21 protein-coding genes are annotated in these 23682 nt (G+C 53.1%); 11 read left to right on the top strand and 10 right to left on the bottom strand.

The window, feature by feature from the left end; genetic code table 11:
* The first annotated feature begins 27 nt into the window (after positions 1 to 27).
* Positions 28 to 840 (top strand): VacJ family lipoprotein, encoded by an 813-nt coding sequence (locus ACORNT_RS07480; RefSeq protein ID WP_321397565.1) that lies wholly within the window; start codon positions 28 to 30, stop codon positions 838 to 840.
* Here the strand turns inward: ACORNT_RS07480 and rimK are convergent.
* Positions 837 to 2291 (bottom strand): 30S ribosomal protein S6--L-glutamate ligase, encoded by a 1455-nt coding sequence (gene rimK / locus ACORNT_RS07475; protein ID WP_321397562.1) that lies wholly within the window; start codon positions 2289 to 2291, stop codon positions 837 to 839. The two genes, ACORNT_RS07480 and rimK, sit on opposite strands and share 4 nt — an antisense overlap.
* A gap of 215 nt (positions 2292 to 2506) precedes the next feature.
* On the opposite strand from rimK, the gene ACORNT_RS07470 reads away from it, so the two are divergent.
* Complete coding sequence (locus ACORNT_RS07470) at positions 2507 to 3103, top strand: hypothetical protein (protein WP_321397559.1); 597 nt, start codon at positions 2507 to 2509, stop codon at positions 3101 to 3103.
* A 56-nt stretch (positions 3104 to 3159) separates the two neighbouring features.
* Here ACORNT_RS07470 and ACORNT_RS07465 read toward each other — a convergent pair whose 3' ends face one another.
* Together ACORNT_RS07465 and ACORNT_RS07460 are read right to left on the bottom strand one after the other, a co-directional pair.
* Entirely contained in the window at positions 3160 to 3294 is a 135-nt protein-coding gene (locus ACORNT_RS07465) for a hypothetical protein (RefSeq protein ID WP_321397556.1), read from the bottom strand.
* Positions 3295 to 3367: 73 nt separating this feature from the next.
* A complete protein-coding gene (locus tag ACORNT_RS07460) occupies positions 3368 to 4690 on the bottom strand; it encodes a PAS domain-containing sensor histidine kinase (RefSeq protein WP_321397555.1) in 1323 nt (440 codons plus the stop codon).
* A gap of 325 nt (positions 4691 to 5015) precedes the next feature.
* Here ACORNT_RS07460 and ACORNT_RS07455 point away from each other — a divergent pair, with 325 nt between their 5' ends.
* On the top strand, positions 5016 to 5681 hold the full coding sequence (locus tag ACORNT_RS07455) for a response regulator transcription factor (RefSeq protein WP_321397553.1): 666 nt from the start codon (positions 5016 to 5018) through the stop codon (positions 5679 to 5681).
* 34 nt (positions 5682 to 5715) lie between these two features.
* Here ACORNT_RS07455 and ettA read toward each other — a convergent pair whose 3' ends face one another.
* The 4 genes from ettA to ACORNT_RS07435 all read right to left on the bottom strand — a co-directional run bounded on the left by ettA (position 5716) and on the right by ACORNT_RS07435 (position 9655).
* Positions 5716 to 7395 carry an energy-dependent translational throttle protein EttA gene (ettA, locus tag ACORNT_RS07450; RefSeq protein WP_321397550.1) on the bottom strand — a complete coding sequence of 560 codons (1680 nt, stop codon included), beginning with the start codon at positions 7393 to 7395 and terminating at the stop codon, positions 5716 to 5718.
* An 88-nt stretch (positions 7396 to 7483) separates the two neighbouring features.
* Positions 7484 to 8776 (bottom strand): amidohydrolase family protein, encoded by a 1293-nt coding sequence (locus tag ACORNT_RS07445; protein ID WP_321397547.1) that lies wholly within the window; start codon positions 8774 to 8776, stop codon positions 7484 to 7486.
* Between the two features lie 73 nt (positions 8777 to 8849).
* On the bottom strand, positions 8850 to 9185 hold the full coding sequence (locus tag ACORNT_RS07440) for a hypothetical protein (protein ID WP_321397544.1): 336 nt from the start codon (positions 9183 to 9185) through the stop codon (positions 8850 to 8852).
* Entirely contained in the window at positions 9185 to 9655 is a 471-nt protein-coding gene (locus tag ACORNT_RS07435; RefSeq protein ID WP_321397542.1) for a GAF domain-containing protein, read from the bottom strand. The genes ACORNT_RS07440 and ACORNT_RS07435 overlap by 1 nt, the downstream gene beginning before the upstream one ends.
* A gap of 216 nt (positions 9656 to 9871) precedes the next feature.
* Here ACORNT_RS07435 and ACORNT_RS07430 point away from each other — a divergent pair, with 216 nt between their 5' ends.
* From ACORNT_RS07430 to ACORNT_RS07395, 8 genes are all read left to right on the top strand, one after another.
* Positions 9872 to 10237, top strand: a complete 366-nt coding sequence (locus tag ACORNT_RS07430; RefSeq protein ID WP_321397540.1) for a GntR family transcriptional regulator — start codon at positions 9872 to 9874, stop codon at positions 10235 to 10237.
* 11 nt (positions 10238 to 10248) lie between these two features.
* A complete protein-coding gene (locus tag ACORNT_RS07425; RefSeq protein WP_321397536.1) occupies positions 10249 to 11103 on the top strand; it encodes an ABC transporter ATP-binding protein in 855 nt (284 codons plus the stop codon).
* 23 nt (positions 11104 to 11126) lie between these two features.
* A complete protein-coding gene (locus tag ACORNT_RS07420) occupies positions 11127 to 11411 on the top strand; it encodes a hypothetical protein (RefSeq protein WP_321397533.1) in 285 nt (94 codons plus the stop codon).
* Positions 11412 to 11439: 28 nt separating this feature from the next.
* Entirely contained in the window at positions 11440 to 12387 is a 948-nt protein-coding gene (locus ACORNT_RS07415; RefSeq protein WP_321397530.1) for a hypothetical protein, read from the top strand.
* 299 nt (positions 12388 to 12686) lie between these two features.
* Positions 12687 to 15275: an ATP-binding protein gene (locus ACORNT_RS07410; protein WP_321397527.1), complete on the top strand. Its 2589-nt coding sequence runs from the start codon at positions 12687 to 12689 to the stop codon at positions 15273 to 15275.
* A gap of 164 nt (positions 15276 to 15439) precedes the next feature.
* On the top strand, positions 15440 to 17686 hold the full coding sequence (locus tag ACORNT_RS07405) for a TonB-dependent receptor (RefSeq protein WP_321397524.1): 2247 nt from the start codon (positions 15440 to 15442) through the stop codon (positions 17684 to 17686).
* Positions 17687 to 17713: 27 nt separating this feature from the next.
* On the top strand, positions 17714 to 18841 hold the full coding sequence (locus ACORNT_RS07400; RefSeq protein WP_321397521.1) for a dienelactone hydrolase family protein: 1128 nt from the start codon (positions 17714 to 17716) through the stop codon (positions 18839 to 18841).
* A gap of 17 nt (positions 18842 to 18858) precedes the next feature.
* Entirely contained in the window at positions 18859 to 20316 is a 1458-nt protein-coding gene (locus tag ACORNT_RS07395; RefSeq protein WP_321397518.1) for a M20/M25/M40 family metallo-hydrolase, read from the top strand.
* Between the two features lie 39 nt (positions 20317 to 20355).
* Here the strand turns inward: ACORNT_RS07395 and ACORNT_RS07390 are convergent, their stop codons facing one another.
* The 3 genes from ACORNT_RS07390 to ACORNT_RS07380 all read right to left on the bottom strand — a co-directional run bounded on the left by ACORNT_RS07390 (position 20356) and on the right by ACORNT_RS07380 (position 23558).
* Positions 20356 to 21510 carry a saccharopine dehydrogenase family protein gene (locus ACORNT_RS07390; protein ID WP_321397516.1) on the bottom strand — a complete coding sequence of 385 codons (1155 nt, stop codon included), beginning with the start codon at positions 21508 to 21510 and terminating at the stop codon, positions 20356 to 20358.
* Between the two features lie 31 nt (positions 21511 to 21541).
* On the bottom strand, positions 21542 to 22615 hold the full coding sequence (locus tag ACORNT_RS07385) for a saccharopine dehydrogenase (protein WP_321397513.1): 1074 nt from the start codon (positions 22613 to 22615) through the stop codon (positions 21542 to 21544).
* Positions 22616 to 22817: 202 nt separating this feature from the next.
* The gene (locus ACORNT_RS07380; RefSeq protein ID WP_321397509.1) at positions 22818 to 23558 is read right to left on the bottom strand and encodes a hypothetical protein; all 741 of its coding nucleotides are present in this window, start codon (positions 23556 to 23558) and stop codon (positions 22818 to 22820) included.
* Positions 23559 to 23682: the final 124 nt, after the last annotated feature.

Raw genomic sequence — 23682 nt, 5'->3', positions numbered from 1 at the left:
GGCTAAGTCCCGGCTCAAAAGGATGTTATGAAAATTTCTGTACAGAAAATTGCGGCGGACCGTACCGGTTTTTCTCTCCTGCTGACTTTGATGTTGGCTGCTTTCCTGATATCCGGCTGTGCCACACGCCCGCCAACGGACGATCCGGCTGCGCTTGCAGCCTATGAGGAAGCCAACGACCCGCTTGAACCCTGGAACAGAGCGATCTTTGCCTTCAACAATGCGTTTGATGACGTCATTCTTGAACCCACTGCCAAATTCTACCGGAAATGGGGCCCGCCGACCGTGCGGACCGGCATCTCAAATATTGTCAACAACTGGCGTGAACCGGTCACGTTCATCAATGACATCCTCCAGGCCCAGCCGGAGAGAGCGGCCACCTCCATCACCCGTTTCCTGATCAACTCCACTTTCGGCCTGTTCGGCATCCTGGATACGGCAAGCCACTGGGGCATTGAACGTCATACCGAAGATTTCGGCGAAACCTTTGCCGTCTGGGGATTTGGCGAAGGCCCCTACCTGATGCTGCCTATTCTCGGGCCGTCAAATGTGCGCGACTTCACAGGTTTTATGGTCGATTTCTTCTATGACCCGGTCAGCCTGTATCTCGAAAACAAGGGCTGGTGGTATCTGAGATATGGCCGGCTGGCCCTTCGCGGCCTGATCTATCGGGAAGAAAACCTGGAAACCCTGGACGATCTCAGCAAATCATCCACCGATTTTTACGCCACGCTCCGGAGCGCCTATCGCCAGCTGCGCGCCTACGAGATCAACAATGGCGAACTCGACCTCAGCGCAGAAGACGAACTCTTTGACGACATTGACGATGAAGAATTTTAACCGGCCGGGGTCTCATCCGGAGACTGGACAGTGGAACTCGTTCTCAAGCGGGCAGGCCTCCGACCACTTTTGCGGCGCCTGTCAGCAATGATCTTTGCCCGCTTTTCAACGTAATCCAGAATGGCGCCGGTAATATCCTTGCCCGTCGTGGTCTCGATACCCTCCAGGCCGGGAGAGGAATTCACTTCCAGAACCTTCGGCCCCTTTTCCGTTCGAAGAAGATCCACACCAGCTACCGACAACCCGAGTATGCGCGCCGCCTTAACCGCCGTCGCCCGCTCCTCTTTGGTGATCCTGATTTTCGTAGCCTTGCCCCCTTTGTGCAGATTACTGCGGAAATCACCGTCACTGCCGGTTCGCTTCATGGCAGCGACCACCCTGTTGCCAATGACGAAACAACGGATATCGGTTCCCGCCGCTTCCTTGACAAATTCCTGCACCAGTATATCCGCATCTAGTCCCCGAAAGGCGTCGATAACCGATTCTGCGGCTTTCTTTGTTTCCGCCAGAACCACACCCTTGCCCTGCGTTCCCTGCAAAAGTTTAAGCACCATCGGGGCACCGCCCACAATATTGATCAGATCATTGGTGTCATTTGGTGAACTGGCATATCCCGTCACCGGCATGCCGATGCCCTGGGCAGCCAGAAGCTGATGCGCATACAACTTGTCCCGGGAGCGACGTATGGCGTCGGAAGAGTTCAGGCAAAAAATATTCATTGCTTCGAACTGGCGAACAATAGCTGTACCATATGAGGTAATGGAGGCGCCGATCCGGGGAATAACAGCGTCATACCCCTGTAAAACCTGACCGCCGTACCGCACATCGGGATTGGCTGAGGTAATATTCATATAACATCGTTTTGTGTTGATGATATCCATACTGTGTCCACGGCGTTCCGCTTCTTCCACAAGGCGCCGGGAAGAATAATTTTCCGGCTCGCGACTGAGCAGAAGTATTTTGAGCGGCCGGTGCTCCGGCTCTTCAGCGATCAATTCATCATAAAGTGAATCGGACAAAACGCCGCACAGACAGGATTTCACCGGATCCACTATAGCGCGACCTTCCAGGGCCGAACGCCCTAGCAGCATGCGGTAGGCCATATTCTCACGGTAGGTAAGGGAGATTTCAACTTCCCATGATTCCCCTCCGATTTCCAGTGTGGTCGCAATAATATGCCGGAGTTCCGTCTGACCGTTGGAACTGGTCACTTCCCGCTTATCCACCAAAGGCGCGGTACAGTGAATTTCCACATCCGGCCGTTCGGGCAGCGGATGCACACCGAAAGAAACCATGCTTTTCCCGCGTTCGGTAAACTCGTAAATTCCAAATGCATGCAGCGCCGAGGTTTTCGCTCCGGTATCCACCTTGGCCTTGATGGCGGGTAACCCAAGATCAGGCAGGGAGAGCCACTCTTCCCAGCCGACTTTTACCTTTCGATGTTCCGCCATACGTCTGCTCCTGTTGCTCACACATAGTTTTTCTGTATCTATTCCACCAACATGAATGATTTAGGTCATTGCCTCAATGGAAATGAACCATTACTCTCATTTGCCTGTAGGGAAAAACAAATTATAAGAAAAATGCATTGTAAGGGGAATTGTAAGTCAAAGATGACTTTGTGTACACCCCCTCGGGTAAGGTTTCATTGCAAAAGGGTGATGTAATGTCTGAAGAAAAAAGTGAAATATCCATGGACCAGAATCTGCGCAACCGGGCATTGCTGAGCAGCCGGGTCTTCCTGCTGGTACAATGGCCGGCCTATATTGTATTGGGTATTGTCGGCCTGCTGCTGCCTGCCCTGACTCACGTCGATCAGTCTGTACTGATGGGAGCCATTCTATTGGGCATGGCCTTTACAAAAATTATCGTCCTGATCAAAACTGGCAAAGGGCCGGGTAGCTGTTTCTGCTGGCGGGCCGGCGTTACTGCCCTTAACATTATTGCGAGCTATCTGATTCTGGCCAACCCCTTTCCGTTTGAAATCCCCCTGCATATGATCATCGGCGCCTATATGGTCCCGGCAAGCTTTTATGTTGTTCTGGAGGGCAGATACTCCTTTCTGGACCGGCGCATCGAAATTGTCACCTACAGCGGCTTCCTGGGCATGGTGATCGGCGTCTCTTTGTTCAGCGGTTTCCCCGAGATTGCTTTCTGGACACCTTCATTTGCCTATAGCATCTATCTACTGATCCTGGGATACACCTCTCAGCACTTCACCTTCCTGAAAATTCCGAAGGGGGATTTCCACAGCGCCGACTGAATAAGGCTGAACTGACCGTTTCGGATCATCGGAGAGATTATCAAGCCAGGAAATGATCAGCCGGCCATCACCCGGGCTTCACCGAAGTTTGCGTTGACAGGCAATTTTACTGTGACGCAGGTGCCAAGCCCGAGTTCGCTTTCCAGCAGGAGATCCCCGCCATGCAGCTTCGCCCTTTCCGCAAGAAACAACTTCCTTATCAAGATATATATTAATACATTATAATGCACTAATAATATGTTAACGGGGGTACAAGATAACTTTCTAGAACAGTTCTTTATCCTTGTGAACAGGCAGCACAACTCTGATACGGGTTCCTTTCCCCGGCGTACTGTCGAGAGAAAAATCACCTCCATGAAGTTCCACAAGATGTCTGCACAGGGGCAGACCCAGGCCAGTGCCCTGGTGATTCCTAACCTGACTGGACTGTACCTGGCCGAAAGACGACAGGGCTATTTTGATTTCATCATCACTCATTCCAACCCCCTGATCCTCTACCACTATGGACAGGCAATCATCCTGTTCCCGTTGCAGGATCAGGCGCACCTCCTTGTCCGGGAAGGAAAATTTTATGGCGTTGGAAATCAGGTTGGACAGGATCTGCTTAAGGGCTTTCTCATCCACATAGATCCTGCCGATTTTATCTTCATTTACCACCACAAGCTGAACATTTTCACTTTCCGCCATCGGTATAAATTCATGAAAGACCTCATTAATGACCTCCTCGAAATCGACATAATCCCGCGTCAGTTCATACCTTCCGGCTTCTATCTTGGAAATATCAAGGACATCATTGACCAGATTCAAAAGCCTGTTTCCGCTAAGCTGTATATAACTGGCATACTCAAGGTATTTTTCGTGACCGATATCGCCAAAAAACTGTTTCTGCAGCATTTCGGAATATCCGATTATGGCATTCAGCGGCGTTCTGAGTTCATGACTCATATTGGCCAGGAAATCACTTTTCGCCTTGTTGGCTGTCACAGCTTCCAGTGTTGCTCTTGCCGCTTTCTCTTCGGCTTTCTTGCGGCGATGAATATCCCTCAATGTTCCGATAAAATAGCGTCGTCCCTGTAGAACCGTTTCGGTTATCCTCAGTTCAAACGGCATGGGCTCACCTGATTTATGCCTGCACACAACATCACGGCCGATACCGATGATCCGGGGAAATCCACTATCAATATAGCTTGTCACATACTCATCATGCTGTTTCTGGTCCGCACCCTGCATCAGAATCTTCACATTCTGGCCCAGCACTTCCTCGGGTTTATATCCCAGTAATTGTTCAATCACCGGATTCACATAAAGAATATTTGCCGCCTGATCGCTCAGAACCACCACATCTGTGACTTCTTCGACAATCAGCCTGAAAAAATCCTGCTGACCCTCTATCAAGGGGCACAGCGACTTCCGTTGCTGTTCCAGCTGTTCTAATTTTAGGGATTCTTCTGATAATTTTGTACAGGATGGGACACTGGCTATCCGTTTCCTGAGCGCGTCAATCCTGACTTTCAGGAATTCTGTTTCCGCCTGCATGTCCAGCAGTTCGGACGAACTGCGAACCTCCCTTTTGTGATCTTCATCCAAGCCGGTATCCCCCTTTTCCCTGACGGGGGTCATTATTAATATTTCAGCCCCAGGTCACCTGACAGCAACCAGGCCGCCCCCAATTTTCACTTAAATATCAAAATTTTTATGTACCCATCATGCTATATCAGGGGGGTATTTTTGCAATTGGGAATATGGCCTATCCCAAAAACTTGCCCTACTCATGGCCATTCGGCATATATCCATTAGAAGCTGTATATACTTGGTATAAAATGTATAATGGTGGACATAAAAAAAAGAACAGGGCAACTTAAAAGGGGAAGCTCTGATATACACTGGCAGAAGGCAGGGTAAGAGTTTAGTAATGCGTACATTGTTAATCGATGAATTTGATATTTGCCGCGATGGCATGAAAATGCTGATTCAGGAAACCTACCCAGATGTGCAGGTTGCAGAGGCCCGCACACTGGATGAGGGTTTGAAAATTTTATCGCAACAAAATTTCGATCTCATCATGGTCGACCTGGACAGCGTAGAACTCAGCCACACGGAATTGCTCACACCACTTGTACCTGCGGCGGGAAGTACACCGGTTGTCACCCTTGCGCACAAATTCTCCCCACAGGTTAACTCCTTCGCCATGGAAAAAGGCGTCGCTGCCTGCATGATCAAGATCACACCCAAAAAAATGGGCACACTGATCCTCAAAATGGTCATGGCCGGCGGACGCTACTTCCCGCCGGAAGCACTTATTGAAAGCCAGGATCTGAAAAAGGTCTGTCCGGTCAATTTTGAAAAGGAGGCCTGTCCGCTCACCCAGGATATTCCCCTGATCGCCCCGGAAATCACCAAGCGCCAGATGGAAGTCCTGAGATTCATTGCCAAGGGTAAAACCAACAAGATGATTGCCCGGGAGATGGGAATTTCAGCCGGTACCGTCAAGGTTCATGTGGCCTCGATCCTGAAGCTGTTCAATGCCAACAACCGCACCCAGGCCGTCAATATCGCCATTCATATGAAACTGATCTAGACCGGCGATCCCCTGACCGCCGGCCGGACAGATGTCAGCGGGTCAGTTTTTTATACTGCAGCCGATGCGGACGGTCAGCTGCCGCACCAAGCCTGCGGTGACGATCCGCTTCATATTCCTGATAATTGCCCTCGAACCAGACCACTTCCGAATTTCCTTCGTAGGCCAGGATATGGGTGGCGATACGGTCCAGGAAGAAGCGATCATGCGAGATGATCACCGCACAACCGGCAAAATCCTCCAGCGCCGCCTCAAGGGCAGACAGGGTTTCCACATCCAGGTCGTTGGTCGGTTCATCGAGCAGCAGCACATTGGCCGGACGGCGCAGCATCTTGGCCAGATGTACGCGATTGCGTTCCCCGCCGGACAGCTGGCCCAGTTTTTTCTGCTGGTCGGTGCCTTTGAAATTAAAGTTGCTGACATAGGCGCGGGTCGGTACATCCCGGCCGTTGAAATCAAACATATCCAGACCGTCAGAGATTTCCTGCCAGACCGTCTTGCTGTCGTCCAGGGCATCACGGCTCTGATCCACATAACCAAGCTGCACGGTTTCGCCCAGTCGGAGAGAGCCGCTATCCGGCTCTTCCTGACCTGTGATCATCCGGAACAGTGTGGTCTTACCGGCACCGTTCGGGCCGATAATGCCGACAATACCGCCAGGCGGCAGTTTGAAGTTCAGTTTCTCAAACAGGAGTTTGTCGCCATAGGCCTTGGACAGATTGTCCGCCTCGATCACCACCTGGCCAAGACGCGGGCCAACCGGGATTATGATCTGGGTACTGTCGACACGCTGTTCCTGTGCCTTGGCCAGCAGATCGTCATAGGCCTTGATACGGGCCTTGCTTTTCGCCTGACGGGCTTTCGGGGATTGCCGAATCCATTCCAGTTCCCGGTTCAGGGTACGCTGGCGGGATTCCTCAACCTTGGATTCCTGACGCAGGCGCTTGTCCTTCATTTCCAGCCAGGAAGAATAGTTGCCTTCAAAAGGATAGGCGTGGCCGCGGTCCAGTTCCAGCACCCAGCCAACCACATTGTCGAGGAAGTAACGGTCATGGGTTACGAGAATGACAGTGCCGGCATAGGCCTGCAGATGCTGTTCCAGCCATGCCACGGATTCCGCATCCAGATGGTTGGTCGGTTCATCGAGCATCAGAATGTCCGGCTTTTCCAGCAGCAGGCGGCACAGCGCCACCCGGCGGCGTTCCCCGCCGGACAGTTTGCTCACATCGGCATCCCCGGGCGGGCAGCGCAGGGCTTCCATGGCCAGCTCCACCTTGCTGTCCAGGTCCCAGGCATCGGCCGCATCGATTTTTTCCTGCAACTCGCCCTGTTCGGCAATCAGGGCGTTCATTTCATCATCATCCATGGGCTCGGCGAATTTCAGGCTGATTTCCTCGAACCGGTCAACCACATGCTTGAGCTCGCCCATGCCGTCCATGACATTGCTGAACACATCTTTTGCAGGGTCAAGGTGGGGCTCCTGCGCCAGATAGCCAACCTTGATACCTTCCGCTGCCCAGGCCTCACCGGTGAAATCCTTATCCATACCGGCCATGATTTTCATCAGGGTCGATTTACCGGCGCCATTGACCCCGATCACGGCAATCTTGGCGCCCGGCAGGAAGGACAAGGTCACATCCTTGAGAACCTGCTTGCCGCCCGCATAGGTCTTGTTCAGACCCTTCATTACATAGCTGTATTGATAAGATGCCATTTTGCCTGAATCCTCATAAAAAAAACCGTTGCCCTCTCTTACCCAAAGAGAGAGCAACGGACAAGATATTTTCCGGCTTACTGCCCGACTACTGCAAAGTGTTTTTGTAAACCTTGCCGTCTTTCATGACAAAACCGACTTTTTCAAACAGGGAAAGGTCAGCCAGGGGATCACCCTTGATGGCGACCATATCCGCCAGCATGCCTTCCTTGATAATGCCTACCCGGTCCTGAAGACCGAAAAGGATCGCAGTTTCCCGGGTCGCCGTGATCACGGCCTGCATGGGCGTCATGCCCCATTCGACCATCTTGACCATCTGTTTGCCGTTACCGCCGTGGGGATAAACGCCGGCGTCGGTGCCGTAGGACATTTTAACCCCGGCCTTGACCGCACGCTCAAAACTCTGACGCTGACGCAGGCCGACGGCCCGCTCCTTGGCCAGGGATTCCTCGGTCATGCCGTGCTTGGCGCCTTCCTGCAGGATAAAATCGTCATTGTAGATATCCATGGAAAACCAGGTGCCGTGTTTCTTGGCCAGCTTGATACCCTCGTCATCAAGGTAACTGACATGTTCGATGCTGTCCGCTCCGGCCAGGATCGCAGATTTGATGCCCTCGGTGCCGTGGGCATGCACAGCCACCTTGCGGCCGGCCATATGGGCCTCCTCGACGATGGCTTTCATTTCCTCAAGGGAATATTGCTGGGCGCCGACGATGGTTCCTTTGGAAAAGACTCCGCCGGTGCCGCAGAATTTGATCATGTCTGCGCCATATTTAATATTCTGGCGCACCATGCGGCGCACTTCCCAGGGACCGTCAGCGACCCCCTCTGCCTTTTCATGATAATCATAGGGCAGCATATTTTCATCACAATGTCCGCCGGTAATGCCAAGGGCGGGACCGGACACCAGCATGCGCGGGCCGGGCACATCACCCTCATTGATGGCGTCACGCAGAGCCACATCGGTGAAACCCGATGCCCCCACATTACGGACCGTGGTAAATCCGGCTTCAAGGGTAATCTTTGCGTTGGCCACGCCGTAAACAAGCTGCCTGGCCGTCGAATGCTGGTAGGAGTCATAACCGAATATCGGAGAGCCGATCAGATGCACATGGCTGTCCATCAGCCCCGGCATCAGGTAACTGTCCGCACCCAGATCAATAATCTCCGCCCCTTCAGGCAGGGCGATTTCGGTATCCTGGCTGGCAACTTTGGTAATTTTGTCGCCCTCGATCCAGACCATCATATTGTCATGTATTTTCCCTTTTTCCACATCGACAAGATGCGCCGCCCTGACCACCTTGACCGTGGCGTCCTGACCACCGAAGGCCGGAAGAATAAAGGTAAAGGCCGTCAACAGGCCCAGACATAGTTTTTTCATTTGTACAATCCCCTGACTGGTTAAGCTTTCAGGAAAGAATGCACTCTATTGTACAAACATACAAGCCTGATTATTACTGATCCTCTTCCCCGCCCGGCGCTACCTCGGCAGCAGCTAAAGGAGCTTCCTGCCCCCGGTCACGTAGTAGATAAACCAGACCGTAAATAAACAGTCGAAGGATATAGGGCACAAACAGCCACAACAGCCAGCCGATGACATTAACTGTTGCCGGAAAGCCGATTGCGGCAAGGATTTTACCCAGCCCCATCCCCAGCGGCACCACAGCCGCCAGCAGTCCCGTTACGGCAAGTTTCTTTTCCGTCACCCGGTGATTATCGATATGGACCAGGCTCAGCACCAGAATAAACAGGAAATAGAGGATAAGTACGGTCAACAGGATAAGGGGCATCACGCTTTTCCAAAAACTTCAGATATCAGATGTTCCAGCTTTTGACGGTCCACCTCATCGAATGCAGAGCTTTGCGTACTGTCCACATCAAAGACGGCAATCAGCTTGCCGGAAGCATCAAAGACCGGCACCACAATCTCTGAATTGGTCCGGCTGTCACAGGCAATATGACCGGGAAAGGCATGCACATCTTCCACCAGCTGGGTTTCACCGGTTGCCGCCACCGCCCCGCACACCCCTTTGCCGAAAGGAATACGAAGGCAACCGAGCGTTCCCTGATACGGGCCGACCACCAGTTCCTGCGGCCGGTCCGGATCAACCAGATAAAACCCAGTCCAGAAATAGGTTTCAAATGCCTGCGGCAGCAGACAGTTGATGGTCGCCATGCGGGCGATAAGACTGTTTTCCCCGTCCACCACCGCCAGTATTTCCCGGATGACGGAGTCGTATCTTTCCGATTTTTCGTTCATTTTAATACTCGATTTGCCCTGTATGCCCCCGACTATAACACCCTGAACCGTCCCTTTCGAGTAAATAATATACCTGTAACATATTGAAATATAATGGTTATATAAATTTTTAAAATCAGAGTGTTGACATTAGTTGTTTAGGTGTATTATGTTACTACAACACTTAAACACCACAACAGCATAACAGTGCCGAAACTTTAAGATTGGAATTTGACCGTGGCAGAACAGTGGAAAAATGACCAACCAATTTACCTTCAGCTGAAGGAACAGGTCCGCACCATGATTCTGGAAGGGATCCTGGCAGAGGGCGAAATGCTTCCTTCAGTCCGCAAGGTCGCCGTGGAATATCAGATCAACCCCATCACCGCGTCCAAAGCCTACAGCGAACTGGTGGATGAGGGGTTGGTAGAAAAACGAAGAGGTCTTGGAATGTTTGTACTTGAAGGTGCCCGCGAAAACCTGCTCAAAGCCGAACAGCAGAAATTTCTGAGGGACGAATGGCCCGAAATTATTAAACGCATTGCCCGTCTGGGCCTTGACCCGAAAAAACTGGTGGCTGAATCCACCGAAAACCAAGCGTAAGGGGTATCGATATGACCACATTGATCACAGCCAGAAACCTGAGGAAAAACTACGGTTCCTTCGAAGCCCTCAGAGGTGTCGACCTGGATATCGAACGGGGCCAGATCGTTGGCATTATCGGCGCCAACGGTGCAGGGAAAACCACTCTGATCAACACCATCCTCGGCCTGTCCGATTATGAAGGCGACCTGCATGTCCTGGGATTGGCTCCCTATGCCAACCGCGATGAACTGATGAAAGACGTCTGCTTTATCTCGGACGTCGCCATCCTGCCCAAATGGATGAAGGTGAACCAGGCCATAGACTTTGTCGAAGGCGTTCATCCCAAATTCGACCGGCAGCGGGCCCTGCGCTTTCTCGCCGACACCACGGTGCCGCTGGACAAAAAGATCCGCCACCTGTCAAAGGGCATGATCGTCCAGGTCCATCTGGCCCTGGTCATGGCCATCGACGCCAGCCTGCTGGTGCTTGACGAGCCAACCCTCGGCCTGGACATCCTGAACCGGAAAAAATTCTACAGCCAGTTGCTGGAAGACTATTTCGATGAACAGAAAACCATCCTGATCACCACCCACCAGGTGGACGAGATCGAGAATATCCTGTCCGACGTGGTCTTTATCCGGGAAGGCCGGATCATGCACAAAACCTCGATGGAGGAAATTGGTGAACACTGGTTCGTCCTGCACCCGAAGGCAGAACATATTAACGACGCACGCGCCCTCGACCCGCTGCAGGAACAGACAACCCTCGGCCGGACGACAATGATTTTCAACAATCGTCCGCGTGTCGAACTGGAACAACTTGGTGAAGTGGGACGGCTCAGTCTGTCCGACCTGTTTGTCACCCTGATGACCCGGGAACAGTGACCCCGCTGTCAAGGAGAAGAGAAATGAAGAGCATATTTTCCAGTGATATCAAACCGCAAAGCTTTCTTGGCCTGATCCGCGATCAGGAACTGGAACTGGCGCGGACACAGAAGCTGAAACCGTTGCATATCCTGATCAACACGGGACTTGCGGCACTGCTCTTCACCATAGCCGTCACCGGCTTCACCGCTCTTGACAAAGCCCGGAGCGAAAACAGTCGCGCCAGCCTGTCCCACAAACAGGTCAACGACCAAGTCGTGGTCTGCAGTCTGGACACCTGTCGCATGACACAGACACTTGACGCCTGAAGCTGTCCGAATTTTACGGAGAAAGAAAATGAAAACCGATATTATTAAAGTCACCGGATACAGCCCGTTTAAAACCCTCCTGCTGAGGGAATTCTGGGAAAACCGTCGCAGTATGTTCTACGGTCCGATGGTTGGCGGCGGCATCAGCCTGTTTCTGATCCTGATCGCCCTGTTTGGAAGCTACATCGGACTTGAAACTACCCAGATGACCATCAACGATGTCAACTATTACTCCCTGATCGAGATGCTTGATGAGTTTGAAGGCTTGATCCAGAGCAAAAGAATGGAAATTGTTGCCGCCAGCATGCTATCCGCGGGTGTTTTCATCGCTATCATCACCTGGTTCAACATGGTTTTCAACAGCCTCGGAAGCCTGTATGATGAACGCAAGGACAACAGCATTCTGTTCTGGAAATCCATGCCTGTTTCCGACCTGCAGACTGTAGCCGCAAAAATCATCAGCAACATGTTTATCACGCCGCTGATTGCCTTGGCTTTTACCTTTGCCACTCAGTTCGTGGTGCTTGCCCTGCTCAGCCTTGTTACCCTGGTTAGCGGACATAATGCCTGGGACCTGTTTATCGCGCCAGCCAACCTGCCTTCCCTGTTTGTCACTGAATTTGTCATGGTGATCATGTACAGCTTGTGGGCAATGCCGGTCTTCGCCTACCTGATGCTGGCCTCCGCCGTAGCCAAACGTACGCCATTGTTGACCGCCGTTATTCCGCCCGTCATTGTCTTCGTAGCCGAATATATACTCTACGAAAAATCATATCTGGCCAACTGGCTGCAGAACCAACTGGGCAGTATGGCCTCCTTTATCGACGCAAACGATCATGAGAGCACAAGAATTACAACAACCGAGGCCCTGGAAGTTCTGCAGAGTGCCACCCTGCCCTCCTTCTGGGTCGGCCTGGCCATCGCCGCCGCCCTGCTTTATGCCGCAACTATTCTTCGCCGTCGAAGCAACCAGTGAGTCGGCATTAACGAGATCCTATTGGGAGCTAACTCCTGATATCTTCCACTGCCCCGGCCCTGTGCCGGGGCTTTTTTTATTTCAGGGCTCGACAGCCCATACCGGTGATTGAGAGGATTCATTTTTCAGACCTAGGCGGAATCCGGGACAACAAAAACAAAAAACGGGAAATCGGATCATATTTCCCAGACAGCGGAATAAATTAGAATTAACTTATTGGTCAGCTTTCTGGTATATCACGGATATACATCTTCTGATGGCATGACAGGTTTTGGGAACAGGGCTTTGATATTTTGTTGATGCGTAAAGATAAAGACAGGAAAAACGGCTCATTGGCCCACAAGGCCATTGCGAAAGCCGCGCTGCCAATTCTGGCCATCACGATCCTGGTTTGCGGGCTGTCTTTTATCCTTGTCCGCAACTATTACGAAGATCAGCTTCTGAGCAGTCTCCGCACCTATATGAGCCAGAGAATTGATCGGGAAAGCCGCCTGTTTAATGATATTCATCAGCTCCACAAGGATGCCAAAGCCGAATTTGTCAGACGCCTGAATGATCCTGCACCTGTAAACCTGAACCAGTATTTTGACGAGTTATTCCCCCTGCAGAGTGACGGCACCCGACGCTCCAGCCCGCTCCTGTTTGACGGCATGAACCTTTCAGAAAACATACCTGTTCGGGGTTTTGGCGCCTTTATACCGGACGGAGAAAACCTTGGCGCCAATGACAAGAAATACCTTCTCACCATCTTTCATATTGTGCGCGATTTTGGCTACACCAACCTGTCCCGCTTTTCAAACTTCTATTTTTTCACACCGGACAACAAGGTATTGATCCTTGCTCCCTACCGCGAAGATCGCCTGTTATTTTACAGACAGGATGCCCCGGCGGATTTTGACTTCTCAGAAGAGGAAGTGAACCAGATTACCCTGCCGGAAAATAATCCGGACAGGATTACCCGGTGCACCAGCCTGCAACCGATCATCTACGACCAGACGGACAAGACCTGGACAACCGGATGTATGACGCCGATGGATATCGAGGGCAGGCATATCGGTTCCTGGGGAAACAGCATACTGCTCAATGAACTTCTGGACCATGCCATTCTGGAAAGATTGCCGGATGCCAAAAACATGATCGTCACCGATCAGGGTAAACTTATTGCCCATCCCAACATCACCTATCAGGGCGATCAGACTCTGGTGAAGCATCTGGATATCCCGTCCTCCGGCAATGATCACCTGAAAAAAATATACCGGATGGTGAAAGACCATGAAGACCAGGATGTATTCCTGATCGATAACAAAGATTATGGCGAATATATCGCGGTCGGACATATCAAGGGTCCGGGATGGTATTTCCTCACGTCATTGCCGAAAAGCATCGTTTCCGACCAGGCCTTTGCCATTGCTTTCTATGTCCTTCTGATCGGGCTGTTCGCTATTCTGGCTTCCTCCGGTGTGATCTACCATGTTGTCAGAAGCACAATCGTCAGGCCGGTTGCCGAACTGGCCAAGACCAGCAACCAGATTGCCCTTGGCAGGTTCATGGATCTCGAAGACAACGAGGAACTGAGCAAACTTACGGGCCGTTCCGATGAAATCGGCAGACTGGCCAATGACTTCAATGCTATGGCTCATCAGTTGAAGAGCCTGTTTCAATCCCTTGAAGACAAGGTTCAGAAAAGAACGACAGATCTCGACAAAGCCAAAAAAGAGGCCGAACGCGCAAACCGTGCAAAATCCGCCTTCCTTGCCAATATGAGCCACGAAATCAGAACACCCCTGAACGGCATCATTGGCATTCTGGATATACTGGAAAAACAGCATCTCGATGAAAAGACCAGACATTATATCGAAACGGCGGAGCATTCTTCCCGGATTCTTCTGGATCTCATCAATGATATTCTTGATCTTTCCCGTCTTGAAGCGGGAAAACTTCAATTGCATTACAGCAGCATCAATCTGGGAGAAACAACCAGGGATATCATCAGGAGCCTTTCCATCCAGGCTGAAAACAAGAACCTGCAACTTGTCAGTACGATAAAGGATACGGCTTCTCCCTGGGTGAAAATTGACAGCAAGGCCTACCGGCAGATCCTGATCAATCTGGTGGGCAATGCCATCAAATTCACCGAAGAAGGCCAGATCGCCGTCAATCTTGCGATGGAAGATTTAAAAAACGGGACAATCCGGACCGTTTTGTCCGTCAGGGATACGGGTATCGGCATCCCGGAGGAAGATCTTCCCAGACTGTTTGACCGGTTTGAACAGGTCACGGCCCATCACGAGCACAAATATCAGGGGACCGGTCTTGGCCTGGCCATATGCCAGCAGCTGGTAGAGTTAATGTCGGGTTCCGTCCGGGCGGAGAGTATTATCGGACAGGGATCAATTTTTACCGTTGAATTTGTCCTTCAGGCCTCAGACGCCCCACTGGTACAGACAGATATCAGGGAAACGGAAACGGCGATTGCAGATAATCTGAATATCCTGGCGGTCGACGACAATGAAATCAATCGGATGATCATTGAAAAAATGTGCCAGTCGCTTGACATGGAGACCACAATGGCCAGCAGTGGACAGGAAGCCATTGATATTGTCAGGAACAGGTTGCATCAAAAAGAACAACCCTTTGATCTGTTTCTGTTTGACATCAGCATGCCTGACAAGGACGGACCGCGCACTCTTGCCGAGATACGGGAATTGGGGAGCTGGGCTATTAATGTACCGGCAATTGCCCTGACCGCCCATTCCCTGGACGGGGACCGGGAAAAATTTCTGCTTCAGGGAATGACCGGTTATGTCTCGAAACCAATAGACATGCAGGCGCTGATTGCCGAAATTCAGAATGTCATGAGAAAATTCTCAAACAGCAAAGCCTCCTGACGCCAGAGCTTTACTCCGCTTTTGGTCTGTTCTAAAATAAATTGGATATTCTTTTTCTTTCATATAGTTATAAGAATTAACCATTCCGTATATCAAATATCTTATAATATGTTCCATATTGATTAATTGAGTTCGTTTAGAAGTATAGTTTAAGGAATTTTATCGTGAACCATTCTGATGGTGATGCCATGACTGCGGCCAGAGTCTTTTACCGTAATGCCTTTAAAAAGGGGCTGACCTTTAGTGCGTTATTGATGACGACAACATGTCCTCCCCTCCAGGCTCAGACTGTCGAGGATAAGGCGTATGAAGAAATTGTCGTGACGTCTCAGAAACGAGCCCAGAGCCTGTCAGATGTTCCCATCTCCATCTCCGCCTTTAACGCAGATAATATTCAGCAGACCGGCATTAATCAGCTTCGGGAAATCGCCGACTTTATCCCCAATGTGCTGATCAGCGCCAATAATGATTTCAATTCCCAGATTACCATCCGCGGTGTCGGCGCCAACAGCCGGAACATCGGGTTTGATACCCGGGTCGGCGTCTATATGGATGGCGTTTATCTTGGCCAGTCACCGGCTATCAACCAGGAGCTGATCGATCTGGAGCGGATCGAAATTCTGCGCGGCCCCCAGGGCACCCTGTTCGGCAAAAACAACGTGGCCGGCGCCATCAGTCTGGTTTCCAAAGCCCCGGCAGATGAGTTTGAAGGTCGCATAGGCGGGAATTTTGGCTCACTGGGGTCTGTCGAAGTAAACGGACACATCTCTGTCCCGCTCAGCGACAGCGTCAGAAGCAAGTTTTCCGTCCTGCGCCAAACCCGCAACGGCACACTCCTCAATCTCTATAACGGAGATAAGCTGAACGAGAGGGACTCCATTGCCTACCGCGCCCAGCTTGCTGTTGATGTCTCGGAAGACATGGATGTAAATTTCTCCTTTGACGGCCTGAACAGTGACCATCTCGCCTTTCTCGGTGAAAATCTGAGCGATACCCTTGGCACGACCACTGATCCCAACGCCCCCGAAGAACGGGAAGTCAGCTACAACGTAAACCCGCTGGAAAAACGCGACCTTTATGGCGGCGGCATGACCGTGAATTACCGATTTGCCGACGACCACACCCTGAAATCCATCACCGCCTATCGGGATAACAAGGTCCATTATCGCAATGATACAGACTATTCGCCCGTTGATCTGATCAAGATCGATTATTACGATCATTACAAGCAGTTTACCCAGGAATTTCAGTTAATTTCGCCCGATACCAGTCGTCTTGGTTATGTCCTCGGGCTTTATTATTATCACCAGACCAGCGACACAGACCGCATTGTGACCAACGGGGACCAAGCCTTTTTCCTTGGTAATACTCCCGGCACCACTGTCTTTAACGAAGGCGATGTCACCACCAACAGTTATGCGGCCTATGCGGACATCAATTATAACATTACAGATCGCCTGACCCTGAATGTAGGTGGTCGTTATACTTACGAAAAAAAGGACGTGGACTGGATCCTGAACGGTGACTTCTCAGGCATCTTCATGATCGCGACAGACCAGAAGGTTGATGAACACAGCGACGATTATGTTTCCGCCCGCGCCAGCCTCTCCTACGCTGTCAGTGACCGGGTCAATGTTTATGCAAGTTATGGCAGCGGCTTCAAAAGCGGCGGTTATAACCTTGATTATGTAACCCAGTTAGACCTGATCCAGGGTATTGAATTCAACAAGGAAACCGTACGCAGTTATGAACTCGGCCTTAAAGGCGCTTTATTTGACAATAAACTCATCTTCAATATTTCCGCATTCCTGGCAGACTATAACGACTACCAGATAAATCAGTTTGTCGATCTCGGCGCTGGCGCCACAGCAATACGAATTGGCAATGTTGATGTTGAAACCAAGGGTATCGAGGCGGAAGTTACCTGGCGGCCGCTGAATGGGCTGGAACTGCAGGGCTCAGTGGGTCTGCTGGACGCAACATTCGGCAGCTTCCCCGGTGGCGGAGCGGAAGGAGCTGATGTCTCCGGCAATGATCTGATCCGGGCGCCTGAATTCACTTTCGCCGCCAGCGCCCAGTATGAAACGCCGTTGTCCGGCACTGATGCCCGTCTCCTGCTCCGTGCGGAAATCACCCACCAGGGCAGTTTCTATACGACCGAAGATAACCAAAGCACGAAGACACTTGTAGATATGAGCGTGGTGCCCTTCGGCAAGGTCGACGCCCTGACCCAGGTCAATGCCCGGATGGGTCTGTTATCCGAGAATGAAACATGGGAAATATATGCGTGGGTGCGCAACCTGTTTGACAAACAACAATATATCGATAGCACCCGTGACTTTTTTGGCACCATTGTCAGTACCCCGAATGATCCGAGACTCTATGGTGTCGAGCTTATCTGGAATTTTTAAAATCGAGATAGACTGGCAACAATTATTATGATGACCCTTCTACGGACCCTGATTGCCGGGACAACAATGCTGGCGGCATCACTTCTGTCTGCTCCTCTATTGCGGGCGGACACGGACCCGGAACCGGAAATTATCATACCCGAATTTCCGGTCTATCCTGCCCCGAAGGAAAAGCTGTCGGAGGATGACCGGGGGACCTTGTATTTCACCTCCCGGACGCCGACGGATTTCCGCTGGCTGCTTGCCGATGATGCCCCGCAATATCCCATGACGGTGCGCGGAGACCTGTATCTGCCTGACGGTGCCACTGCCGAAACACCAGCGCCGGCCATGATCATCCTGCACGGCAGCGGCAGCATCCGGGAAAGCCGGGAAATCGCCTATGCAAAACTTCTGCAATCCCGCGGCGTGGCCGCCTTTGTCATTCATTCCTTCGCCGCTCGCGGCCTCACTCAGGAGATGCCCTACCTGATACGGGTCCTGTCAATGAGCCATGTGGACGCCATGACCGACGCCTATGCGGCGCTGAAATTCCTCAACCGCCATCCGGCCATCCGCCATGACAGGATCGGCCTTCTGGGATTTTCCTACGGCGGCATGGCGACCCGGGCCGCCATTGACAGCCGCATGTATGACATACTGGCAGAGGACTATGATCCCTTTGCCCTGCATATTGATTTTTACGGCCCCTGCCACACGGATCTGGGCACCCGGCGGACAACCAGCGCTCCCTATATCAGCGTCCGCGGCACCGAAGATGCCTCCAACAACCTTGACGCCTGCGCGGCCCGCGAGCGGGAAATCGAACAGGGCGGCAGTCCGGTTACCGCCGAACTGATCGAAGGCGCCGGCCATGCCTGGGAATTCGATCACGAGCGCCAGTTCATCCCGACCCTGAATGTCGCCCCCTGCGAACTGAAGCTGACGGAAGACGGCCTCTGGACCCTGGGAGATATCCGCCTTGAGGCCCGGACCGAAGCAGAGCGGCCGGAACGCATCAGAGACCGTCTCGAGATGGTCGAGGCCATGCGAGAGCATTGCATGAGCAAGGGCTATATCATGGGCAATGATCCCGAAAGTGCAAAAATCGCCCGCAAACTGCTGCTGCAATATGTGGAAATGTATCTGCGGAACGGCTACACTGCCTCGAACTGACTTTTCGGGGAAGACTGATGAAAATATATCTGGTTCTGGGGGCCCTGCTCCTTGTTGTCGCCTGGCTGGCTATTCCGCCGCTGTTCCTGTCGCCCCCGAAAAGAGGGACATCCACAACTGCCGAAATGAACCTCCTGCCCCTGCAAGACAGCCTTGACCGCCTGAGCCGGGCGATCCGGATCAGGACAATCTCCCCCGAGGACCCGGCCGAATTCAACCCGGACGCCTTTGCCGCCTTCCACAAATTCCTCGAACAGAACTTCCCGCTGGCGCACGGGAACCTGGAAAAACAGGTCCTTGCCGGCCACAGCCTTCTGTATAAATGGCCGGGCAAAAACACGGCCCTCACTCCGGTGCTGCTGATGAACCATATGGATGTGGTGCCGGTGCTGAACCCGGAGCTGTGGCAGCAACCGCCGTTCGACGGCGTCATCGCCGACGGTTATATCTGGGGCCGGGGCACCATGGATGACAAGGGCGGCCTGATGGCCATGATGGAAGCCGCCGAAGGCCTGCTTGCCCGGGGCCACGAGCCGGAACGGACCCTTTATTTCCTGTTCGGCCATGACGAGGAACTTGGCAATGCTGATGGCGGGGCCGCCACTGCGGCCCGATATTTCGCCGACAATGATATCCGGCTTGACTATGTGCTGGATGAAGGCATGGTCATCGCCGACGGCCTGCTGCCGATGGTGGACATTCCCGTTGCCATGATCGGCATCGCCGAGAAAGGCTATATGGATATGAAACTGACCGCGACCGGCACCGGCGGCCATTCCAGCATGCCGGAAAAAAACACCAGCATCGAACGGCTGGCCCGGGCGCTGACAAAGCTTTACGATAATCCCCTGCCGGTGCAGATGATGTATATCCGCGCCCTCGGCGACAACCTGAAATATTACATGCCCTACGGCATGAAGACGGCGTTCCATAATTTCGGCCTGCTGCAGCCGATCCTGAAAAAGGGCCTGGCGTCCGACACCACCCTGTCGCCGTTCCTGCGCACCACCACCGCGCCGACCATCCTGCGCGCCGGGGAAAAATCAAATGTGATCCCGACCGAGGCCTCGGCAGTGATCAATTTCCGCATTATTCCGGGCGAGACAAGTGACGATGTGGTGCGCATGGTGGCAGAGACCATCGACGATCCCCATATCCGGCTGGAGAAACAGAACCATACCGAGCCCTCCCCGGTGTCGGACGCGGACAGCCCGGCCTATGAGATCATCCGGCAAAGCATCCTCGAAACCGCCGGCGACGAGGAAATGGCGATCACCCCGCAGCTTGTCACCGCCGCCACCGACAGCCGCTTCCTCGCCGGTGTCTCCAACAATACCTACCGCTTCCAGTATATGCATATCACGCCGGAGCTGAAGCCCGCTTTCCACGGCCTGAATGAACGGCTGAAAGTGACGGATTATGCCAAAATGATCGAATTTTATGCCCGGTTGATGAAAAACACGGACAGGATGTAATTCCCTGACCGTGTTTTCCGTTGCCCCCAAACAGTCGGGCTAAAGCGAGATATTTTCGGGCCGGATGTTGAGCCCCTCGGCCCTGAGATCCCCGAGCCATTGCCGGCACATGTCCGGGTCCGTAATCGCCGCATGAACGCCGGGCGCAAATTCGCCCCTGAGCACACTCTGCGCCGCCCGGGCTACCGTCAGGGACACGGTGCGGGCCATGGCGGTCTGCCAGCCGGAGCCTTTTTCATCCAGCGCCAGCGACGCTTTCCACGGGCCCTCGTCTGTCTCGATCTCCAGCGCCACATAGAGCACCACCCGGTCTTCCTCGCCGTCCGCATAGGCATGCTCGGCCTGCAGCTGCGCCGACAGCGCCTTGAGCGCCGCCATGTCGGCATTTTCCACCAGATCAAAAATTCCGGCCCAGGCCTCTTTCCAGCCGCCGAGGCGCAGGGTGCCGCGGACGAAATCCGTCAGCGCCTTTTCCCCGGACAGGCCATATTCCCCGATATAGGGCAGGCTGTTGCGGTTGGGATAAACTTCGAAAGTCTCTCCTGCGATTGCCAGGTTGTCGACCGCTTCCCAGGCCTTTGTCACCACCTTCTCGGCGCCGCTTTCACGGAAGCGGGCCTCGTTCTTCAGCGCCGTCAGCACCCCGAGCGGGGTCCAGCTGAATTTATAGGTAAAGGCATCCGGTTCGGCCGGCACGCCGCCGCAGTAGGAAACAAATCTCATCGGCAGGCCCCGGCCCAGAAGCCCGGCCTTGTCGGCCGCTTCCACCACCAGATGGGCGAACAGGTGATCGATGCCCGGATCAAGCCCGACCTCGTTGACGATGGCCACCCCGGCCTCTTTTGCACGCCCGTCAAGGGCCTGCATTTCCGGCGAGACATAGCTCGAGGTCACCAGATGGCAGCCACGACCCAGCACAAGTTCGGCCAGCTGCACATGCAGGAAAGCCGGCAGCATGGACACCACCACATCACCGGGATGGAGGCTGTTAAGGAAATCCCCTACCAGACGATCGTCTTCCAGATTGAGCGGGCGGTAAGCGATCTCCACCCCGCCGAGCCGTTTCAGTTCCTTTACCCGGTCGGGACTGATGTCCCAGACGGTGAGAGAGCCAAGCTTGCGGGCAAGCGAAACAATACCGGGGCCGGAAGAAAGACCGGCGCCGACCCAATGGAGTGCGGGAGATGTGGACATATATACCTCTGGTTTTTAACTCGGGATGACGTCAGGACGGCAGGCTGTCGCAGGCGGTTTCATAAGCGCCCAGCGCGGCCCGCCAGACCGGATTGGCCTCCAGCTTATCCACCGCCTTCAGATATGGCAACAGAAGGCCGGCAAATTCCTGGCTGGCTTCCCGCGGCAGCAGCGACGGCAGGTTGTCGATGGCGATCAGGTCGATGGCGCCGCCGTTAACCCCGGCCTTGACCACCGGATGGTCCCAGCTTGTCGGTTCTGCGTACAGCGGCAGCGGATTATAGCTGCTGAGCGGATCGCAGGACACGTCGGAAATGACCGAAAGCCGTTTGTTGCGGTCAAGGTCCTGCAGGCGCACAAAGGGCGGGATGCTGCTTGAGACAAACACACAGTTGATCAGGATGTCATGGTCGAGGATCGCGTCGCGGTCGAGCTGTTCGGTCTCCGCCCGGCCCCAGCAGGTCACCTCGGCGCCGTGACGCGCCAGAAGCTCCCGCGCGCCGCGGCCGCTGCGTCCGCCCGCACCGATAATCAATACCTTCGGGCTTGGTCCGTCGGCCTTGCGGGCGCGGATATCCTCGTCCAGAAGACCGGCATTGTCCCAGGGGGTGAGGCCCTTTTCGATCAGGCTCTTGCGGCCTGCTGCCTTGTCATACCACTGCATCAGCGCCAGCGCCGCGCCCATATAACCGGCCCAGTAACCGAAGGCCACCACCCGCCTGCCCGCGCCGTCGACCATATATTCCAGGTCGAGTAGATGGCCGCCGCCGTTCTGGAAGCGGCCGAGCAGATCCTGCCAGCCGTTCTGATGTTTGAAGGCATGGGCGAAATAGATATGGTTGTTTTTCAGCACCGCCGGATCATGGGGGAGCTCTTTCAGGCCCAAAATGGTGAAGTCGGCCGGGGCGTCCCTCCAGCTTCCGGGGGCGGCCATTTTACAGCCGGCGGCTTCATAGTCGCTGTCCGGGAAAATGCGCTTGTCCGAGCGCTCCACCACCACATTATACCCAATATCGATCAGTTCTTTGGCCCCGGACGGCAGCAGCGGCGTGCGCCGTTCGGTCTTGCGATATTCATCGCGCAGCCAGATGGTGAATTTGGACATTGCATCGTTCCTTCTTTTTATATCCCCGGGAGGACTTTGTTATATCCCCGAGGTTTTTATCTCCCCGTGAGGTCGTGAGGGGTTAGCCCCTCTTGTGGAACGATTTTCCGTCAATTTTTGGTCGATTTATACCCCCGAACCGTCGAAATGCCCGGCATAATGCGTGGATATGGCGGTTTTTTCCGTCGATTTGTTGCGCACATCAATCATCATCAAGGGCCTTTTTTCGATTTTTTAGTTTTTTTATAAAAAGAACAAGCCTCTTGAGGGATCCAAGAAAAACAGGATGACACTTGAGAAGAAGCTTCACGGCATATTTATCCGCCTCTTTTTCCTGGTCGGGATCCTGCCCGAAGGTATGGCGATGGGCATGGTGACCAACTTCATGATACAGCGTTTTTTTCACAAAAAACCGCTCCACCACCGAGAGAGGGTTCCAACGTGAGGATTGCACACCCCATTCAACGACAATATTCTGAAGGATCGGCATGTAGCTGCCGCTACGGTCATTATCCTGACACGCAATTATGTAAAGTCTTTCAATACCGGAAAGGTCTTCAGCCGGAACAAACGACATCCAGTTTTCTATCTTTCTGCGAACATAATCCGGCCGTGCGAGGCGTTTTTCCTGAAAAACATTCATGCCTGAAGCCACATACTGAAAATAGTCCTTCACCGTAAACGAAAGAAGCTGATCCATCCGGCGACGAACCGGGACGCTACACCCCCGCTGTTGGATCTTTTTCGATATCGCGCGGGATCGGTCCTCATCAATATCATGAACCAGTCCGAGCATCGCATTTAACAGGCCCAGATCCGTGCTGTATCCGACTTCCTCCCAGGATCGACTGAGAAGCTTCTCTTCTATATAGGGGATGACCTTGTCCCCCATGTAATAGAGGTTTCTGTGAGCCTCACATACCTGCTTGAAGGCGTCCTGCATGACGCCAAACACAAGCGCATTCAGTTGTTTTTCGATTTCTTCTGACATTCCCCCCAATCCGAACTTTGATCCGTTATCAAGGCGATCATAACACCATAAATATGAATCAGTCACTCCTGCAAAG

The sequence above is a fragment of the Emcibacter sp. genome (genome assembly GCF_963675455.1).
In the GTDB taxonomy this organism is placed as follows: Bacteria; Pseudomonadota; Alphaproteobacteria; order Sphingomonadales; family Emcibacteraceae; genus Emcibacter.
The sequence above is the reverse complement of the archived record's forward strand: the minus strand, read 5'-3'. Positions and strand labels throughout refer to the sequence as shown.

What these genes read in the sequence shown, in the direction of transcription:
- ACORNT_RS07425 (WP_321397536.1), top strand. Translation starts at nt 10,249, where the DNA reads ATGACCACATTGATCACAGCCAGAAACCTGAGGAAAAACTACGGTTCC.
- ACORNT_RS07435 (WP_321397542.1), bottom strand. Translation starts at nt 9,655, where the DNA reads ATGAACGAAAAATCGGAAAGATACGACTCCGTCATCCGGGAAATACTG.
- rimK (WP_321397562.1), bottom strand. Translation starts at nt 2,291, where the DNA reads ATGGCGGAACATCGAAAGGTAAAAGTCGGCTGGGAAGAGTGGCTCTCC.
- ACORNT_RS07440 (WP_321397544.1), bottom strand. Translation starts at nt 9,185, where the DNA reads ATGCCCCTTATCCTGTTGACCGTACTTATCCTCTATTTCCTGTTTATT.
- ACORNT_RS07480 (WP_321397565.1), top strand. Translation starts at nt 28, where the DNA reads ATGAAAATTTCTGTACAGAAAATTGCGGCGGACCGTACCGGTTTTTCT.
- ACORNT_RS07385 (WP_321397513.1), bottom strand. Translation starts at nt 22,615, where the DNA reads ATGTCCAAATTCACCATCTGGCTGCGCGATGAATATCGCAAGACCGAA.
- ACORNT_RS07445 (WP_321397547.1), bottom strand. Translation starts at nt 8,776, where the DNA reads ATGAAAAAACTATGTCTGGGCCTGTTGACGGCCTTTACCTTTATTCTT.
- ACORNT_RS07420 (WP_321397533.1), top strand. Translation starts at nt 11,127, where the DNA reads ATGAAGAGCATATTTTCCAGTGATATCAAACCGCAAAGCTTTCTTGGC.
- ACORNT_RS07400 (WP_321397521.1), top strand. Translation starts at nt 17,714, where the DNA reads ATGATGACCCTTCTACGGACCCTGATTGCCGGGACAACAATGCTGGCG.
- ACORNT_RS07415 (WP_321397530.1), top strand. Translation starts at nt 11,440, where the DNA reads ATGAAAACCGATATTATTAAAGTCACCGGATACAGCCCGTTTAAAACC.
- ACORNT_RS07390 (WP_321397516.1), bottom strand. Translation starts at nt 21,510, where the DNA reads ATGTCCACATCTCCCGCACTCCATTGGGTCGGCGCCGGTCTTTCTTCC.
- ACORNT_RS07470 (WP_321397559.1), top strand. Translation starts at nt 2,507, where the DNA reads ATGTCTGAAGAAAAAAGTGAAATATCCATGGACCAGAATCTGCGCAAC.
- ACORNT_RS07410 (WP_321397527.1), top strand. Translation starts at nt 12,687, where the DNA reads ATGCGTAAAGATAAAGACAGGAAAAACGGCTCATTGGCCCACAAGGCC.
- ACORNT_RS07380 (WP_321397509.1), bottom strand. Translation starts at nt 23,558, where the DNA reads ATGCAGGACGCCTTCAAGCAGGTATGTGAGGCTCACAGAAACCTCTAT.
- ACORNT_RS07455 (WP_321397553.1), top strand. Translation starts at nt 5,016, where the DNA reads ATGCGTACATTGTTAATCGATGAATTTGATATTTGCCGCGATGGCATG.
- ettA (WP_321397550.1), bottom strand. Translation starts at nt 7,395, where the DNA reads ATGGCATCTTATCAATACAGCTATGTAATGAAGGGTCTGAACAAGACC.
- ACORNT_RS07395 (WP_321397518.1), top strand. Translation starts at nt 18,859, where the DNA reads ATGAAAATATATCTGGTTCTGGGGGCCCTGCTCCTTGTTGTCGCCTGG.